Source organism: Pseudomonas sp. GW821-FHT11G12 (genome assembly GCF_058808055.1).
On record NZ_JBXARH010000001.1, the window covers coordinates 281,568 to 298,273 of the forward strand.

The following is a 16,706-nucleotide window of genomic DNA, read 5'->3' on the forward strand; positions in this document are numbered from 1 at the left end:
GGTAGAGCACGGGATTGTGACTCCCGTTGTCGTGGGTTCGATCCCCATCGTCCACCCCATATTTCGAAAGGCGCCAGATGTAACAGTCTGGCGCCTTTGCTTTAAAAAGCTTCATCCGCGGATGTGGTGGAATTGGTAGACACACTGGATTTAGGTTCCAGCGCCGCGAGGCGTAAGAGTTCGAGTCTCTTCATCCGCACCAATCAAAGCTTCATTCATGCCGTTGGTAGGGTGAAGTTCTACAAAGAAGTTGTTTGGCTTCTTTGGCACGCAATATGGTGGGCGTAGCTCAGTTGGTAGAGCACGGGATTGTGACTCCCGTTGTCGTGGGTTCGATCCCCATCGTCCACCCCATATTTCGAAAGGCGCCAGACTTAACAGTCTGGCGCCTTTTTTGTTTTACGGTTTCGAGTATTTCGGCGACTGCCGGTTTCGGGTCGCAGGGCAGGGCGCTTCGTCGTATTAATGTTGCTCGATGATGCTGCGCTGCCCGCCGACCTTGCTTGCGAGGTTGGCTGTCAGGGAGATGATTCAACCGCCTCTATATATAGAAGAGGTTGGCGCAGAGCCCTGGCTTGATTGGCTGTATTTGCTAACAGGGCGAGGCGCAACCGTTTGTCCCCGCCTTCAAATTGCCTGCTGTTTTCTTACCCGTTTTCAGTAGGGTGACTTCTTGAGTTTGACCCACTAGAATGCATGCCCTTGATTCTTGGGTCGGAAACGGCCGGCTAACGTCTGTGCAACGAGGAATATCCATGCAAGTTTCTGTTGAAAATACTACTGCTCTTGAGCGCCGCATGAGCATCACCGTGCCGGCTGAGCGCATCGAGACTCAGGTCAACAAGCGTCTGCAGCAGACTGCCCAAAAGGCCAAGATTGCTGGCTTCCGTCCAGGCAAAGTGCCAATGAGCGAAATCAAGCGCCGTTTCGGTGCTGATGCGCGCCAGGAAGCGATCGGCGACGTGATCCAGTCCTCCTTCTACGAAGCTGTGGTTGAGCAGAAGCTGAACCCGGCCGGTTCGCCGTCGATCGAGCCTAAGTCGCTCGAAGCTGGCAAGGACCTGGAATACGTAGCCGTATTCGAAGTGTTCCCAGAGTTCACCGTTGCCGGCTTCGAAGGCATCACCGTCGAGCGTCTGAGCGCTGACGTGGCTGACGCCGATCTGGACAAGATGCTGGACATCCTGCGCAAGCAGAACACCCGTTTCGAAGTGGCCGATCGCGCTGCCCAGAACGAAGACCAACTGAACATCGATTTCGTTGGCAAGGTTGACGGCGAAGTGTTCGCTGGCGGTTCCGCCAAGGGCACTCAGCTGGTGCTGGGTTCCGGCCGCATGATCCCAGGCTTCGAAGAAGGCTTGGTCGGTGCTAAAGCTGGCGAAGAGCGCGTTCTGAACCTGACCTTCCCAGAGGACTATCAGAACCTGGACCTGGCTGGCAAAACCGCCGAGTTCACCGTGACCGTCAACACCGTTTCCGAGCCAAAACTGCCAGAGCTGAACGAAGAGTTCTTCGCCCAGTTCGGTATCAAGGAAAGCGGCATCGACGGCTTCCGCACCGAAGTTCGCAAGAACATGGAGCGTGAACTGCGTCAGGCGATCAAATCCAAGGTCAAGAATCAGGTAATGGACGGTCTGCTGGCCACCAACCCGATCGAAGTGCCAAAGGCTCTGCTGTCCAACGAAGTTGACCGTCTGCGCGTGCAGGCTGTTCAGCAGTTCGGCGGCAACATCAAGCCTGACCAACTGCCGGCCGAGCTGTTCGAAGAACAAGCCAAGCGCCGCGTTGTGCTGGGTCTGATCGTGGCTGAAGTGGTCAAGCAATTCGACCTGAAGCCAGACGAAGCCCGCGTTCGCGAAATGATCCAGGAAATGGCTTCGGCTTACCAAGAGCCTGAGCAGGTTGTGTCCTGGTACTACAAGAACGAGCAGCAACTGAACGAAGTCCGTTCGGTTGTGCTGGAAGAACAAGTTGTGGATACTGTTCTGCAGAAAGCCAGTGTGACCGACAAATCGGTCTCTTACGAAGAAGCGGTCAAGCCGGTAGAAGCTCCAAAAGCCGACTGATTGTTTTTGCGTTAGAAGCACACACCATAAGCCAGCTTTCGAGCTGGCTTATGCGTATTCAAGACATAACTATTTGGGAGTGACTGCAGAGCATGTTCCGAAATTCGTATATTCAGCAGAACTCTGATATCCAGGCCGCCGGCGGCCTGGTCCCGATGGTTGTCGAGCAATCTGCTCGTGGCGAGCGCGCCTATGACATCTACTCGCGTCTGCTCAAGGAACGAGTGATCTTTCTGGTGGGTCCTGTAGAGGACTACATGGCCAACCTGATTTGCGCGCAATTGCTGTTCCTTGAAGCGGAAAACCCGGACAAGGACATCCATCTTTATATCAACTCCCCGGGCGGTTCGGTGACTGCGGGCATGTCGATCTACGACACCATGCAATTCATCAAGCCAAACGTGTCGACCACCTGCATCGGCCAGGCGTGCAGCATGGGCGCATTCCTGCTGACCGCAGGTGCTCCGGGCAAGCGCTTCTGCCTGCCGAACTCGCGTGTGATGATTCACCAGCCACTGGGCGGTTTCCAGGGCCAGGCGTCGGATATCGAAATCCACGCCAAGGAAATCCTTTTCATCCGCGAGCGTCTCAACACGCTGATGGCCAAGCACAGCGGTCGCACTCTGGAAGAAATCGAGCGCGATACCAACCGCGACAACTTCATGAGTGCAGAAGCTGCGAAGGAATATGGCTTGATCGACGAAGTGATCAACCAGCGTCCAGCTTAAAATAAGCAGCTCGAAATAGGCCTGGTCGGCTGGTCCGATCAGCGGCGGGCTTGAAAAAGCCCGCAATAGCCTTCATCTTGTGTTGCAAGCCTATCGGATTTGGATCGAACGAATGACTGACACCCGCAACGGCGAGGACAACGGCAAGCTGCTCTATTGCTCCTTCTGTGGCAAAAGCCAGCATGAAGTGCGCAAATTGATTGCCGGCCCCTCGGTCTTTATCTGCGACGAGTGCGTCGACCTGTGCAATGACATCATCCGTGAGGAGGTGCAGGAAGCACAGGCCGAAAGCAGCGCGCATAAATTGCCTTCGCCTAAAGAAATCAGCGGCATCCTTGACCAGTACGTAATCGGTCAGGAGCGTGCAAAGAAGGTTCTGGCGGTAGCGGTGTACAACCACTACAAGCGTCTGAACCAGCGTGACAAAAAGGCTGACGACGTCGAACTCGGCAAGAGCAACATCCTGCTGATCGGCCCGACAGGCTCCGGTAAAACCCTGCTGGCCGAAACTTTGGCCCGCTTGCTGAACGTTCCGTTCACCATCGCCGACGCAACCACCCTCACCGAGGCGGGTTATGTGGGTGAAGACGTCGAGAACATCATTCAGAAGCTGCTGCAGAAGTGCGATTACGACGTGGAAAAGGCCCAGATGGGCATTGTCTACATCGATGAAATCGACAAGATTTCGCGCAAGTCCGACAACCCGTCGATCACCCGGGACGTTTCCGGTGAAGGCGTGCAGCAGGCCTTGCTCAAGTTGATCGAAGGCACGGTCGCTTCCGTTCCGCCGCAAGGTGGTCGCAAGCATCCGCAGCAGGAGTTCCTGCAGGTCGACACCCGTAACATCCTGTTCATCTGCGGTGGTGCGTTCTCCGGTCTGGAGAAAGTGATTCAAAACCGTTCCACCAAAGGTGGCATCGGTTTCAACGCAGAAGTACGCAGCAAGGAAGAAGGCAAGAAAGTCGGTGAATCCCTGCGTGAAGTCGAGCCTGACGATCTGGTCAAGTTCGGTCTGATCCCGGAATTCGTCGGTCGTCTGCCGGTCCTCGCGACGCTGGACGAGCTGGATGAGGCTGCATTGATGCAGATTCTCACCGAGCCGAAAAATGCCCTGACCAAACAGTACGCCAAGCTGTTCGAGATGGAAGGCGTGGATCTGGAATTCCGTTCCGACGCGCTGAAATCGGTCGCCAAACGTGCCCTGGAACGTAAAACCGGTGCCCGTGGCCTGCGTTCGATTCTCGAAGGTGTGCTGCTCGACACGATGTATGAAATCCCCTCGCAGTCCGAGGTGAGCAAAGTCGTGATTGATGAAAGCGTGATCGAAGGCAAGTCCAAGCCACTGTATATCTACGAAAACAGTGAGCCGGCTGCCAAGGCAGCGCCGGACGCCTAAGCGTCCAGTCTGCTGGAATAAAGAAGGGGCCTTCGGGCCTCTTTTTTTTTAAGAAATTTTAACGTCCTCATAGCGCTTGTTTTTTTTGGAAGCAGCCCCCATCTTGGTTTCAAGCTTAATTCCATCTGATTACGGCCATATGGCCGCCGTAGAGGCGAAATCATGAAGACCACCATCGAATTGCCTCTCCTGCCATTGCGTGATGTCGTTGTGTATCCGCACATGGTTATCCCGCTGTTCGTGGGGCGCGAGAAATCCATCGAAGCCCTCGAGGCCGCGATGACGGGCGACAAGCAGATCCTGCTGCTGGCCCAGAGAAACCCGGCTGACGACGATCCCGGAGAAGACGCTCTGTATCGCGTTGGCACCATTGCCACCGTTCTGCAGCTGCTCAAGCTGCCTGACGGCACCGTCAAGGTTCTGGTCGAGGGCGAGCAGCGTGGCGCTGTCGAGCGTTTCAGCGAAGTCGACGGCCATTGCCGCGCCGAAGTGTCGCTGATTGATGAAGTCGACGCCGCTGAGCGCGAGTCCGAAGTCTTCGTGCGCACGCTGCTGTCGCAGTTCGAACAATATGTTCAGTTGGGCAAGAAAGTCCCGGCTGAAGTCCTGTCGTCGCTCAACAGCATCGATGAGCCTGGCCGTCTGGTAGACACCATGGCCGCGCACATGGCGCTGAAGATCGAGCAGAAGCAGGAAATCCTCGAAATCATCGAGCTGCCGGCCCGCGTCGAGCACGTCCTGGCCTTGCTGGATGCTGAAATCGATCTGCTGCAGGTCGAAAAACGCATCCGTGGCCGCGTCAAGAAGCAAATGGAGCGCAGTCAGCGCGAGTACTACCTGAATGAGCAGATGAAGGCCATTCAGAAGGAACTCGGCGACAGCGACGAAGGCCACAACGAAATCGAAGACCTGAAAAAGCGAATCGATGCCGCTGGCCTGCCGAAAGACGCGCTGGCCAAGGCCACTGCCGAGCTGAACAAACTCAAGCAGATGTCGCCGATGTCGGCTGAAGCCACCGTCGTGCGCTCCTACATCGACTGGCTGGTGCAGGTGCCGTGGAAGGCTCAGAGCAAGGTGCGTCTGGACCTGGCTCGTGCTGAAGACATTCTCGATGCCGATCACTACGGCCTCGAAGAGGTCAAGGAGCGCATCCTTGAATACCTCGCTGTGCAGAAGCGCGTGAAGAAGATTCGTGGCCCGGTGTTGTGCCTGGTCGGTCCTCCGGGCGTGGGTAAAACCTCGCTGGCGGAGTCGATTGCCCACGCCACCAACCGTAAATTCGTGCGCATGGCCCTCGGCGGCGTGCGGGACGAAGCGGAAATCCGTGGCCATCGTCGGACTTACATCGGTTCGATGCCAGGAAGATTGATTCAAAAGATGACAAAGGTGGGCGTCCGCAACCCGCTGTTCCTGCTCGATGAAATCGACAAGATGGGCAGCGATATGCGTGGCGATCCGGCGTCGGCGTTGCTGGAAGTGCTCGATCCGGAGCAGAACCACAACTTCAACGATCACTATCTGGAAGTCGATTACGACCTGTCGGATGTGATGTTCCTGTGCACCTCGAACTCGATGAACATTCCGCCGGCGCTGCTCGACCGGATGGAAGTGATCCGTCTGCCGGGCTACACCGAAGACGAAAAGATCAACATCGCCGTCAAGTACCTGTCGCCAAAGCAGATTGCAGCCAACGGCCTGAAGAAAGGCGAGCTGGAATTCGACGAGGAAGCGATCCGCGACATCATCCGTTACTACACCCGTGAAGCCGGTGTGCGTGGCCTCGAGCGGCAGATTGCCAAGGTCTGCCGCAAGGCAGTGAAAGAGCATGCACTGGAAAAACGCTTCTCGGTGAAAGTGACAGCTGATCTGCTGGAACACTTCCTCGGTGTCCGCAAATTCCGCTACGGTCTGGCCGAGCAACAGGATCAGATCGGTCAGGTGACCGGCCTGGCCTGGACTCAGGTCGGCGGCGAACTGCTGACCATCGAAGCCGCTGTCGTACCGGGTAAAGGTCAACTGATCAAGACCGGTTCGCTGGGTGACGTAATGGTCGAATCGATCACTGCGGCCCTGACCGTGGTGCGCAGCCGTGCCAAGAGCCTGGGCATTCCCCTGGACTTCCACGAGAAGCGCGACACCCACATTCACATGCCGGAAGGTGCTACGCCGAAAGACGGTCCTAGCGCCGGTGTAGGCATGTGTACTGCGCTGGTGTCGGCTTTGACGGGTATTCCTGTGCGTGCCGATGTCGCCATGACCGGCGAGATCACCCTGCGTGGTCAAGTCCTCGCCATTGGCGGTCTGAAGGAAAAACTGCTGGCCGCTCACCGTGGCGGAATCAAGACAGTGATTATTCCGGAAGAGAACGTGCGCGATCTGAAGGAGATTCCTGACAATATCAAGCAGGATCTGCAGATCAAACCGGTTAAATGGATTGACGAGGTCCTGCAAATTGCGCTGCAATACGCGCCGGAGCCCTTGCCGGATGTGGCTCCGGAGATAGTTGCCAAGGACGAAAAACGTGAGTCTGACTCTAAGGAAAGAATTAGCACGCATTAATACGCTTTTGCCTGGGGGGCTTCCTTGACAGCTTTTTAGAGCCCTTGTTATAAAGCGGCTCTTAAGTGTCTGTAGGCCATTCAGCACTCGTTTTTGCTTTCACCAAAAAACTTAGAATCATACTCAAATAGATATAAGGGGACTTAGAGTGAACAAGTCGGAACTGATTGATGCTATCGCTGCATCCGCTGATATCCCGAAAGCTGCTGCTGGCCGTGCGCTGGACGCTGTAATCGAATCCGTCACTGGCGCTCTCAAGGCTGGCGACTCCGTAGTTCTGGTTGGTTTCGGTACTTTCTCCGTAACTGATCGTCCAGCTCGCGTTGGTCGTAACCCACAGACCGGCAAGACTCTGGAAATCGCTGCTGCCAAAAAGCCAGGTTTCAAAGCCGGTAAAGCCCTGAAAGAAGCCGTCAACTAAGTTTGATTCAGGTTTTTACCCATCCGGGTCGGGGTCATGCCTGACTTGGCAGCGGAGCGGTAGAGCAGGCGGTTTGGAATAATTGCCTGCTACACCGGGATCGAGGGTTCGAGCCCTGTCCGCTCCGCCAGTTACGAGAAGGCGCATCCTCGGATGCGCCTTTCTTCTATCCGGATTCTACCCACGCTCCACGGTTGCCTAATTTTTGAAGTTCAACCGTTTCTGGGGGACGCATGCTGCAGAATATCAGGGACAATTCACAAGGCTGGATTGCCAAGACCATTATCGGGGTCATCGTTGCACTGATGGCTCTGACCGGTTTCGACGCCATTTTCAAGGCCACGACTCACACCAACGAGGCGGCCAAGGTCAATGGTGAAGAAATCAGCCAGAACGAGCTGAGCCAGGCCGTTGACATGCAACGCCGTCAGCTGATGCAACAGCTGGGCAAGGACTTCGATGCTTCCTTGCTCGACGAAAAAATGCTGCGCGAGTCGGCCCTCAAGGGTCTGATCGATCGCAAGCTGCTGCTGCAAGGCGCAGAAAAATCGAAGTTCGCTTTCTCCGAAGCGGCGCTGGACCAAGTGATCCTGCAAACACCTGAATTCCAGGTTGACGGCAAGTTCAGTTCCGACCGTTTCGACCAGGTGATCCGTCAACTGGGCTACAGCCGTATGCAATTCCGCCAGATGCTGGCTCAGGAAATGCTGATCGGCCAGTTGCGCGCCGGTGTGGCGGGCAGCGGTTTCGTGACTGACGCTCAAGTGCTGGCCTTCGCCCGTCTGGAAAAACAGACCCGTGACTTCGCCTCGCTGAGCATCAAGGCTGACCCGGCGGCAGTGAAGCTGACCGACGATGAGGTCAAGGCTTACTACGACGAACACGCCAAGGAATTCATGACCCCGGATCAGGTGGTCATCGATTACCTCGAGCTGAAGAAGGCTTCCTTCTTCGACCAGGTCGCCGTCAAGGACGAAGACCTGCAGGCGGCGTATCAGAAAGAGATCGCCAACCTGTCGGAACAGCGTCGTGCGGCGCATATTCTGATCGAAGTGAATGACAAGACCACCGAGGCTCAGGCCAAGGCGAAGATCGAAGACATTCAGGCACGCCTGGCCAAGGGTGAGAAGTTCGAAGCGCTGGCCAAGGAGTTCTCGCAGGATCCGGGGTCGGCCAACAATGGCGGCGACCTGGGTTATGCCGGTCCTGGCGTTTACGATCCGGCTTTCGAAAAAGCCCTGTATTCGTTGAACAAGGATCAAGTGTCCGAGCCGGTTCGCACCGACTTCGGTTTCCACCTGATCAAGCTGCTGGGCGTCGAAGCACCGGAAGTTCCGACTTTCGCCAGCCTGAAAGACAAGTTGACCCGCGAGCTGAAAACCCAGCAGGTCGAGCAGCGTTTCGTCGAGGCGACCAAGCAGCTGGAAGACTCTTCGTTCGAATCGTCTGACCTGGCTCAGCCGGCGCAGGATCTGAAACTGACCGTGCACACCTCCAAGCCGTTCGGCCGTGAAGGTGGCGAAGGTGTTGCAGCCAACCGCGCCGTGGTGACTGCAGCGTTCAGCACCGAAGTACTGGAAGAGGGTGCCAACAGCACCGCCATCGAGCTGGATCCGGAAACCGTGATCGTGCTGCGCGCCAAGGAACACCTCAAGCCTGCGCAACTGCCGCTGGAAGCCGTGGCGACTGCCATTCGCACCCAGTTGGCCAAAGAGCACGCCAGCGCTGCTGCCAAGACCAAGGCCGAGCAACTGATCGCCGGTCTGCGTGATGGCAAGACCCCGCTGGACAAGGCCATCGACGGTCAGAACTGGAAAGTGACCCAGGCGGCCACCCGCGCCCAGGAAGGTGTTGATCCAGCCGTGCTGCAAGCACTGTTCCGCATGCCGAAACCGGCAGGCAAGGACAAGCCGACTTTCAGCAGCGTGACACTGCCTGATGGCAGCCTGACCATCGTGCGCCTGAACGCTGTGAACGAAGCCGCTGCGCCGACCGATGAAGAGAAAGCGCAATACCGTCGCTTCCTTGCCTCGCGTGAAGGCCAGCAGGACTTCGCGGCGTACCGCAAGCAGCTGGAAAGCGAAGCGGACATCAAGCGTTTCTGATGCCTGACTGAGCGACAAAAAATGAGCCCCGGATGAACATTCGGGGCTTTTTTTTGCCTATCAATCACTGGGTGACAGGATTTTCATCGACCATTGACCGGTTTGCCTTTTTCCCTGCACCCATGACCGGTAGAGTTGTAACTGTTTTAAGACACTAATCCGTACGCCGCGGGGCAGCGATATGTTGCACAATACGCCCCGGACCGTTTTTCCCTCAGGATGTTTAATGTTGAATTCTATTCCCGTGCGTTTCATCGGGTTGGCGTTGTTGCTGACCGCCGCTGCCGGCTGCTCCAAGGACAAGCCTATCTACGAGCATGAGAACTTCGACGACTCCGGCACCTTTTCGCGCAATTACCCGGTCACCGACACCGCCAGTTGCGAAGCGGCTCGCCGGGCGTTGCTCAGCCAGGGCTACATCATCACCAGCAGCGACCCGAAACTGGTCAGCGGACACAAGAGTTTCCAGCAGACCGGTGAAACCCACCTGGAGATCAGCTTCAACGTCGTGTGTGCCGATGATGGTAGCGCTGGCCACCACGCCACGGTATTCGCCAACGCCTTGCAGGACCGCTACGCGCTGAAGAAGACCAACAACTCGGCCAGCCTGGGGGTTGGCGTGCTGGGCTCGGTGTCGATGCCGATCGGCTCCTCTGACGACTCGATGGTCAAGGTGGCCAGCGAAACCGTGTCCTCGCAGAAATTCTACGAGCGCTTCTTCACCCTGGTGGAGCTGTTCCTGCCGGCGGATGCGAAGAAAGCTGCGCACATCACCGAGAAGCCGAAGGCCGATCTGGGCGTGCCGGAACCCAAGGCCGCGCCGGCCGCATTGGCGCCGACGCCAGCGGCTGAACCTGCGCCGACCCCGGCCCCCGCAGAGCCGGCTCCGGTCAGTTCAGAGCCGGTCGTTCCACCGGCTGAAGCAGCACCGATCACCCCGGCACCAGGTTCGGAGATGGTTCCAGCAGCAGCGCCGGCAACGGAAGTCATCACGCCTCCGGCCAATCCGACGGATCTGCCGCCGCCGTCCGAGCCGATTCCGGCAATGCCAACCGGGCATTGATCGGTTGCGGGAGCGACGCAACGTCGCTCCCGCTTCGATTTCTGTGTGATCTGAAATGTCGGTTCACACATTCTGAAAATATCCCCGCGATAAATCCCTGACCGCCTGCTACGTTTATTTCATGAAGGCTGCGTTTCATTTTTCCTTCATACGGGCACTTTATGCTCGAGGCACTGGTCATTTGCTCCAGGCCATTTCAGCAAAGCAGTTAGGGGGATTACACGATGGATGACTATCAAGAAGAACTGCTCGAATTCCAGGCCTACGAACTGGATTCACCGGAGCCTGCGGAAGACGCCACCGAGCTCTGAGGCTTCAACCGGTCTTGCGGTGACTGCGGCGAAACTCGCCCGGCGTCTGGCCGTTCCAGCGCTTGAAGGCGCGCTGGAAAGCTTCGGCCGAGGCGAAACCCAGCAGGTAGGCGATTTCACCGAACGCCAGTTCAGTGTCACGGATGTAGGTCATCGCCAGATCACGGCGAGTGTCGTTGAGGATCGCGCGAAACTGCGTGCCTTCTTCGGCCAGTTTTCGCCGTAACGTCCAGGTCGGCAGCTTCAGGCGCGCCGCCACTTCTTCCAGGTCGGGTTCACGACCCCCATTGAGCAACGGTCCGAGCAATTGCGTGATGCGTTCGCGCAGGCTGCGGGTTCGCGTCAATTGTTCCAGTTCCCGTTCACACAGTTGCAGCAGATGCTTCCAGGTGCTGGGGCAATGCTCCGGGTTGCGTGCGGCCAGGCTGGTGAGGCTCAGACGCAGCTGATTGTGCTCGGCGCCGAACTGGATCGGGCAGTCGCCGAGTACGGCGTAGGCGTCGCGATAATCCGGGGTGTCGAATTCGATCTCGATCCGTTCGGCGCGCAGCGGTTCGGGGCTGACGCTGGACAACTGATGCAGCCAGCCGGCGATGATCGAATCCACCACAAAGCGGTTGTAGGCGTTGTACGGGCTGATCGAGTAGAAGCGCAGCCAGGCTCCGCTGGCATCCTCGTGGAAACTCGACTGGCCGCGATAATTGGAACCGTACAACGGTTCGAAGCGAGTCAGGCAGCGGGCGGCTTCGCGCACGGTCGGTGCCTGCGCTGCGGTGACGCCGGCCAATCCCGCCTGGCTCAGGCGACTGAGCTGGCCCATGCGCAAACCGAGTGCCGGATCGCCGGTCAACTGGATCGCGCCATGGCCCAGGCGCATGTAGCGCGGGATCGACAGGCGTGCCCCGGCCTCGGCCAGCCGTGCTGCGTCGAGGCCGTATTGTTCGAGCAGCGGTTGCGGGTCGGCGTCATGGCTGCGCACGGCATCGGCCAGGCTATGAACGAAGCCTACTGACAGATCCCCGAGACGCATCGGCAGCGGCTTCATGGTTTACAACCAGAGGTTCAGCAAGCGCGCGCCACGGGCTTCACCGTCGGCGAACTGCTGGCCGTTACTGCTGAGGAAGCTCTGCCCGGAGCTCGGCTTGTCCCAGAACTGCCCGCGCAGGAACACGCTCATGCCGGCAATCGCCCGGCTGCCCGGTGGTTGTGCCGTCAGGGTCAAGCGGTGCCAGGCCTGGCCTTCGCTGACCTCTCCCGGTTTGAGGCTGACCGAGTCTGGCGCGTTCAAGCCTCTGTAGCCCTGCCAGGGCAGATCCCACACGCCATGACCGATGACGAACGCGGGCACCGCAATCAGTTGCGCGCCTTGCTCATCGAGTCTGCGATAGTTGTCCGGGTACCAGCTGTCGTTGCCGATCAGCACGCCGAGGCGCCCAGCCGGGGTATCGATCACATTGATCCGGGAGACATCGTTGGATGGCATCGTGTCATCCTGATCGAAGATCGGGCGCATCTGCCGCTGTGGCTGACCGAGCGGGGCGCCGTCACGGCCGAACACCACGCTGGTGTTGTACAGCGCGCCGCTGCCGACCTTGAGCCGGCCGTCGATGATGTTCGGTTCCGGCAGCACGATCGAGCCGGCCACCAGGGTGATGTGGAATTCCTTGGCCAGACCGCCGAACAGCAGCTGATAGTCCTTGGCCATGTCTCGGGATTTCATCCGCAAGTGGGCGTCATCCAGACGGCTGCTGCCCCTGGCGGTGAGCCAGGCGCGGGCGAATTGCAACGGATTGCTGGCGGCCAGCCAGTTCATCGCTTCGGCGAGGGTGGGGGCCTGGTACAGCTCGTCTTTCTCGCCGCTGATCATCAGCCAGGTGCCAACATGCTCGGGCAGCACCACGATGGTTTTTTCATTGAGCAAACCCTGATCCTGAGCCTGCTGCAAATAAGCGGCGAGCTTGCGGTGCAGGCGTTCGGAGCTTTGATAGTCGGTCGGGAACAGTTCCGGCTGAATCCCCAGCAGGTTGCCACGGTCGGCTCGGGTGCCCTGATCGACCGCCAGTTTGATCCGCAGGTCCGACAGGTAATGACCGGCCGGGCGGTCAGCCGCCCACATGGCGTAGAAGGTAAGCGCGGCGACAAGCGCCATGGAAAAGGTCAGGTACAAAAGTTTGCGCATGAAATCCAACAACAGCCGGGTACAGGGTGTGCGACTAGGGTAGGGCCCATGCCTGCGCTTGCCAAGGGGCGCTGCGCATTTGGATCAATAACTTGTCAGTTACGGTCATTGAGTGACAGCGATGCGACTCTTAGTCTGTCGAACATGACTGACGGGGGACGCAGAGCTCCCGCATTTTCCGTGATCGCTCGCTGTGGAGTTACCGATGACCGCCACTTACCCGCACCTGCTGGCCCCGCTGGATCTGGGATTCACCACGTTGCGCAACCGCACCCTGATGGGCTCGATGCACACCGGCCTTGAAGAGAAGCCGGGTGGTTTCGAACGCATGGCGGCGTACTTCGCCGAACGTGCCCGTGGCGGCGTTGGCCTTATGGTGACCGGCGGTATCGGCCCGAACGACGAGGGCGGCGTGTACTCCGGTGCAGCCAAGCTGACCACCGAGGACGAAGCGCTCAAGCACCGCATCGTCACCCGTGCCGTGCACGAGGCGGGCGGCAAGATCTGCATGCAGATCCTCCACGCCGGCCGTTATGCCTATAGTCCGAAACAGGTGGCCCCAAGCGCAATCCAGGCGCCGATCAACCCGTTCAAGCCCAAAGAGCTGGACGAGGAAGGCATCGAGAAGCAGATCAGCGATTTCGTCACCTGCTCGGTACTGGCCCAGACCGCCGAGTACGACGGCGTGGAAATCATGGGTTCCGAAGGCTACTTCATCAACCAGTTCCTCGCAGCCCACACCAACCACCGTACCGACCGCTGGGGCGGCAGCTACGAAAACCGCATGCGCCTGCCGGTGGAAATCGTTCGCCGGGTGCGTGAAGCGGTCGGCCCGAACTTCATCATCATCTTCCGTCTGTCGATGCTCGACCTGGTCGAAGGTGGCAGCACCTGGGAAGAAATCGTCACCCTGGCCAAAGCCATCGAGCAGGCCGGCGCGACCATCATCAACACCGGTATCGGCTGGCACGAAGCGCGGATTCCGACCATCGCCACCAAAGTGCCGCGTGCGGCGTTCAGCAAGGTCACGGCCAAGCTGCGTGGCTCGGTTAATATTCCGCTGATCACCACCAACCGCATCAACACCCCGGAAGTTGCCGAGCAGATCCTCGCCGAAGGCGATGCTGACATGGTGTCGATGGCGCGTCCGTTCCTCGCCGACCCGGACTTCGTCAACAAGGCCGCCGAAGGCCGCGCCGACGAAATCAACACCTGCATCGGCTGCAACCAGGCCTGTCTCGATCACACCTTCGGCGGCAAACTCACCAGTTGCCTGGTCAACCCGCGTGCCTGCCACGAGACCGAGCTCAACTACCTGCCGGTCAAGCAGATCAAGAAGATTGCCGTGGTCGGTGCCGGCCCTGCGGGTTTGTCCGCCGCCACCGTGGCTGCCGAGCGTGGGCATCAAGTGACGCTGTTTGATTCGGCCAGCGAGATCGGTGGTCAGTTCAACGTGGCCAAGCGAGTACCGGGCAAAGAAGAATTCTACGAAACCCTGCGTTACTTCAAACGCAAGTTGCAGACCACCAACGTCGAGGTGTGCCTGAACACCCGAGTCGATGTGGCGAAACTGGTAGAGGGCGGTTACGACGAAGTCATCCTGGCGACCGGTATTGCACCGCGCCTGCCGGCGATTCCGGGCGTCGAGAATGCCAAAGTGCTGAGCTATCTGGATGTGCTGCTCGAGCGCAAACCGGTCGGCAAACGAGTGGCGGTGATCGGCGCCGGCGGTATCGGTTTCGACGTGTCGGAATTCCTCGTCCATGAAGGTGTGGCCACCAGTCAGGATCGCGCTGCGTTCTGGAAAGAGTGGGGCATCGACACCCACCTCGAGGCCCGTGGTGGTGTGGCCGGGATCAAGGCTGCACCGCATGCACCGGCCCGTGACGTGTTCCTGCTGCAACGCAAGAAGTCCAAGGTCGGCGACGGTCTGGGCAAGACCACCGGCTGGATTCACCGCACCGGTCTGAAGAACAAGCAGGTGCAGATGCTCAACAGCGTCGAGTACCTGAAGATCGACGACGAAGGCCTGCACATCCGCATCGGTGAAACCGGCGAGCCGCAAGTGCTGCCGGTGGACAACATCGTCATCTGCGCTGGCCAGGATCCGCTGCGCGAGCTGCAAGAAGGGCTGGTGGCAGCCGGGCAGAACGTGCACCTGATCGGCGGCGCCGATGTGGCGGCCGAGCTGGATGCCAAGCGTGCGATCAATCAGGGTTCGCGTCTGGCCGCCGAGCTCTGATCCACCCTAGAATGCCGGCTCTTTGCACAGAGCCGGCCTTCATGTTTCTGCCTCCCACCGACTGGCTGGCCCCAGCCCCCCTCGAACCCCTTCATTTGGACTGGCTCACTGCCGCCGGCATTGAAGTCGCGATTCTGCGTCTGGACCGGATCGATCCGCTGATCAGCGGCAACAAGTGGTTCAAACTCGTCGAACACCTCAAAGCCGCCGACCGTGCGGGCGCCGAAGGCATCATCAGCCTGGGCGGTGCGCACTCCAATCATCTGCATGCACTGGCTGCTGCGGGCAAGCGCTTGGGATTCGCAACGGTCGGTTTGCTTCGCGGGCATCCGCAGGACACGCCGACGGTCAGGGATCTACAGGACTTCGGCATGCAGCTGCACTGGCTCGGTTTTGGTGGCTACCGGGCGCGGCACGAGCCGGGGTTCTGGCAGCCGTGGCTGGCGCAATATCCGACGCTGCATCCGGTGCCCGAAGGTGGCGGCGGATTGCCTGGCGCACAGGGTTGCGCATCACTCAAGGATCAGGTCAGTGAGCAACTGGGCAAGCTCGGTTGGGACGACCATGACGGTTGGTGGCTGGCGTGCGGCACTGGCACCACGCTCGCGGGACTGGTTCTGGCGGAGGCGGGTAAACACCCGGTGTATGGCGCCATGGCCGTGCCCGACGATCACGGCGTCGCTGCAAACGTCGAAGCGATTGTCGGTGACATCGCAGGCTACGAACTGATCGACGCCAGCCGTGGCGGTTTCGCCAAAGTCGATGCGCCGTTGCTTGAGTTCATCGCACAGGCTGAACAGGCCAGCGGCATTCCCCTCGAATCGCTCTATACCGGCAAGGCTTTGCTGGCACTCAAACAGCAGATCGAGGCGGGCCGCTTTGCCCGTGGAACGCGACTGATCTTCGTCCACACCGGCGGCTTGCAGGGCCGGCGTGGATTCGATGGCTAAACCTGGTTGCGCTTGGGCATCATCCGCAGCAGGGTGTTATCGCCCACCACGTAATGGTGATACAGCCCCGCCAGCGCGTGCAGGCCGATCAGCCAGTAGCCGATGTTGCCGATCAACACGTGCCAGTGTTCAACCTGCTTGGCGAAGGCTTTGTCCTCCTGCACCAGCAACGGCAGGTCGAAACCGTAGAACATCACTTGATGACCTTCGGCGCTGGTAATCAGCCAGCCAAGGATCGGCATGCTGATCATGAACAGGTACAGCGCCCAGTGCATCAGTCGGGCCAGTGCGGTCTGCCATTGCGGTGAAGCCGGGAAGATTTTTGGTGCCGGGCCGATGCTGCGGGCCAGCAGGCGAAACCACACCAGCACGAACACGGTCAGGCCGAGCATGTAATGCGCTTCACGGATCAGCGAGCGGCCACCACTGCCCTTGGGAAAGATGCCTCGCAATTCCATGCTGGCATACACCAGCACCAACAACACCAGCATCAACCAGTGCAACAGGACTGACACGGTGCTGTAGCGTGATTCGGAACTTGTCCACGGCATACGGTATTTCCTCACGGATCAGGGTCGAAACGTGCCGTTCTTGAGCGACGGCATGCTTTAACTGTAATCCGCTTTGGCCGATTTGCGCGTGTCTAAAAACTCTTTCATTGCGCGAAATCAGGGGTTTGCCCATAA

Annotated in this window: 12 protein-coding genes and 3 tRNA genes (1 of these 15 only partly in view); 12 read left to right on the forward strand and 3 right to left on the reverse strand. The window is 58.8% G+C overall.

The window, feature by feature from the left end:
- The 10 genes from AC1RR7_RS01230 to AC1RR7_RS01275 all read left to right on the forward strand — a co-directional run.
- Window positions 1–59: transfer RNA gene (locus AC1RR7_RS01230), tRNA-His, on the forward strand (it extends 117 nt beyond the left edge of the window).
- 58 nt (window positions 60–117) lie between these two features.
- Window positions 118–202, forward strand: a tRNA-Leu gene (locus AC1RR7_RS01235).
- Between the two features lie 76 nt (window positions 203–278).
- Window positions 279–354, forward strand: a tRNA-His gene (locus AC1RR7_RS01240).
- A 401-nt stretch (window positions 355–755) separates the two neighbouring features.
- Complete coding sequence (gene tig / locus AC1RR7_RS01245; RefSeq protein WP_011335037.1) at window positions 756–2,066, forward strand: trigger factor; 1,311 nt, start codon at window positions 756–758, stop codon at window positions 2,064–2,066.
- Between the two features lie 92 nt (window positions 2,067–2,158).
- Window positions 2,159–2,794, forward strand: coding sequence for an ATP-dependent Clp endopeptidase proteolytic subunit ClpP (gene clpP, locus AC1RR7_RS01250; protein ID WP_007951559.1), 636 nt, complete (start codon window positions 2,159–2,161; stop codon window positions 2,792–2,794).
- Window positions 2,795–2,906: 112 nt separating this feature from the next.
- Window positions 2,907–4,190: an ATP-dependent Clp protease ATP-binding subunit ClpX gene (clpX, locus tag AC1RR7_RS01255; protein ID WP_007951558.1), complete on the forward strand. Its 1,284-nt coding sequence runs from the start codon at window positions 2,907–2,909 to the stop codon at window positions 4,188–4,190.
- Between the two features lie 162 nt (window positions 4,191–4,352).
- Window positions 4,353–6,749 carry an endopeptidase La gene (gene lon, locus AC1RR7_RS01260; protein WP_096822335.1) on the forward strand — a complete coding sequence of 799 codons (2,397 nt, stop codon included), beginning with the start codon at window positions 4,353–4,355 and terminating at the stop codon, window positions 6,747–6,749.
- Between the two features lie 148 nt (window positions 6,750–6,897).
- On the forward strand, window positions 6,898–7,170 hold the full coding sequence (locus AC1RR7_RS01265; protein ID WP_096822334.1) for an HU family DNA-binding protein: 273 nt from the start codon (window positions 6,898–6,900) through the stop codon (window positions 7,168–7,170).
- Window positions 7,171–7,403: 233 nt separating this feature from the next.
- Window positions 7,404–9,275, forward strand: coding sequence for a SurA N-terminal domain-containing protein (locus AC1RR7_RS01270; RefSeq protein ID WP_102621719.1), 1,872 nt, complete (start codon window positions 7,404–7,406; stop codon window positions 9,273–9,275).
- A 226-nt stretch (window positions 9,276–9,501) separates the two neighbouring features.
- The gene (locus AC1RR7_RS01275; RefSeq protein ID WP_493155805.1) at window positions 9,502–10,338 is read left to right on the forward strand and encodes a DUF2242 domain-containing protein; all 837 of its coding nucleotides are present in this window, start codon (window positions 9,502–9,504) and stop codon (window positions 10,336–10,338) included.
- Window positions 10,339–10,653: 315 nt separating this feature from the next.
- Here the strand turns inward: AC1RR7_RS01275 and AC1RR7_RS01280 are convergent, their stop codons facing one another.
- A complete protein-coding gene (locus AC1RR7_RS01280; protein ID WP_273535485.1) occupies window positions 10,654–11,694 on the reverse strand; it encodes an AraC family transcriptional regulator in 1,041 nt (346 codons plus the stop codon).
- Window positions 11,695–11,697: 3 nt separating this feature from the next.
- The gene (locus AC1RR7_RS01285; RefSeq protein WP_493155807.1) at window positions 11,698–12,828 is read right to left on the reverse strand and encodes a nitrilase-related carbon-nitrogen hydrolase; all 1,131 of its coding nucleotides are present in this window, start codon (window positions 12,826–12,828) and stop codon (window positions 11,698–11,700) included.
- A gap of 205 nt (window positions 12,829–13,033) precedes the next feature.
- Between AC1RR7_RS01285 and AC1RR7_RS01290 the strand changes: the two genes are divergently transcribed.
- Complete coding sequence (locus AC1RR7_RS01290; RefSeq protein WP_493155809.1) at window positions 13,034–15,070, forward strand: oxidoreductase; 2,037 nt, start codon at window positions 13,034–13,036, stop codon at window positions 15,068–15,070.
- Window positions 15,071–15,111: 41 nt separating this feature from the next.
- Window positions 15,112–16,020 carry a 1-aminocyclopropane-1-carboxylate deaminase/D-cysteine desulfhydrase gene (locus AC1RR7_RS01295; protein WP_493065159.1) on the forward strand — a complete coding sequence of 303 codons (909 nt, stop codon included), beginning with the start codon at window positions 15,112–15,114 and terminating at the stop codon, window positions 16,018–16,020.
- Here the strand turns inward: AC1RR7_RS01295 and AC1RR7_RS01300 are convergent.
- The gene (locus tag AC1RR7_RS01300; protein WP_096822327.1) at window positions 16,017–16,571 is read right to left on the reverse strand and encodes a cytochrome b; all 555 of its coding nucleotides are present in this window, start codon (window positions 16,569–16,571) and stop codon (window positions 16,017–16,019) included. The two genes, AC1RR7_RS01295 and AC1RR7_RS01300, sit on opposite strands and share 4 nt — an antisense overlap.
- Window positions 16,572–16,706: the final 135 nt, after the last annotated feature.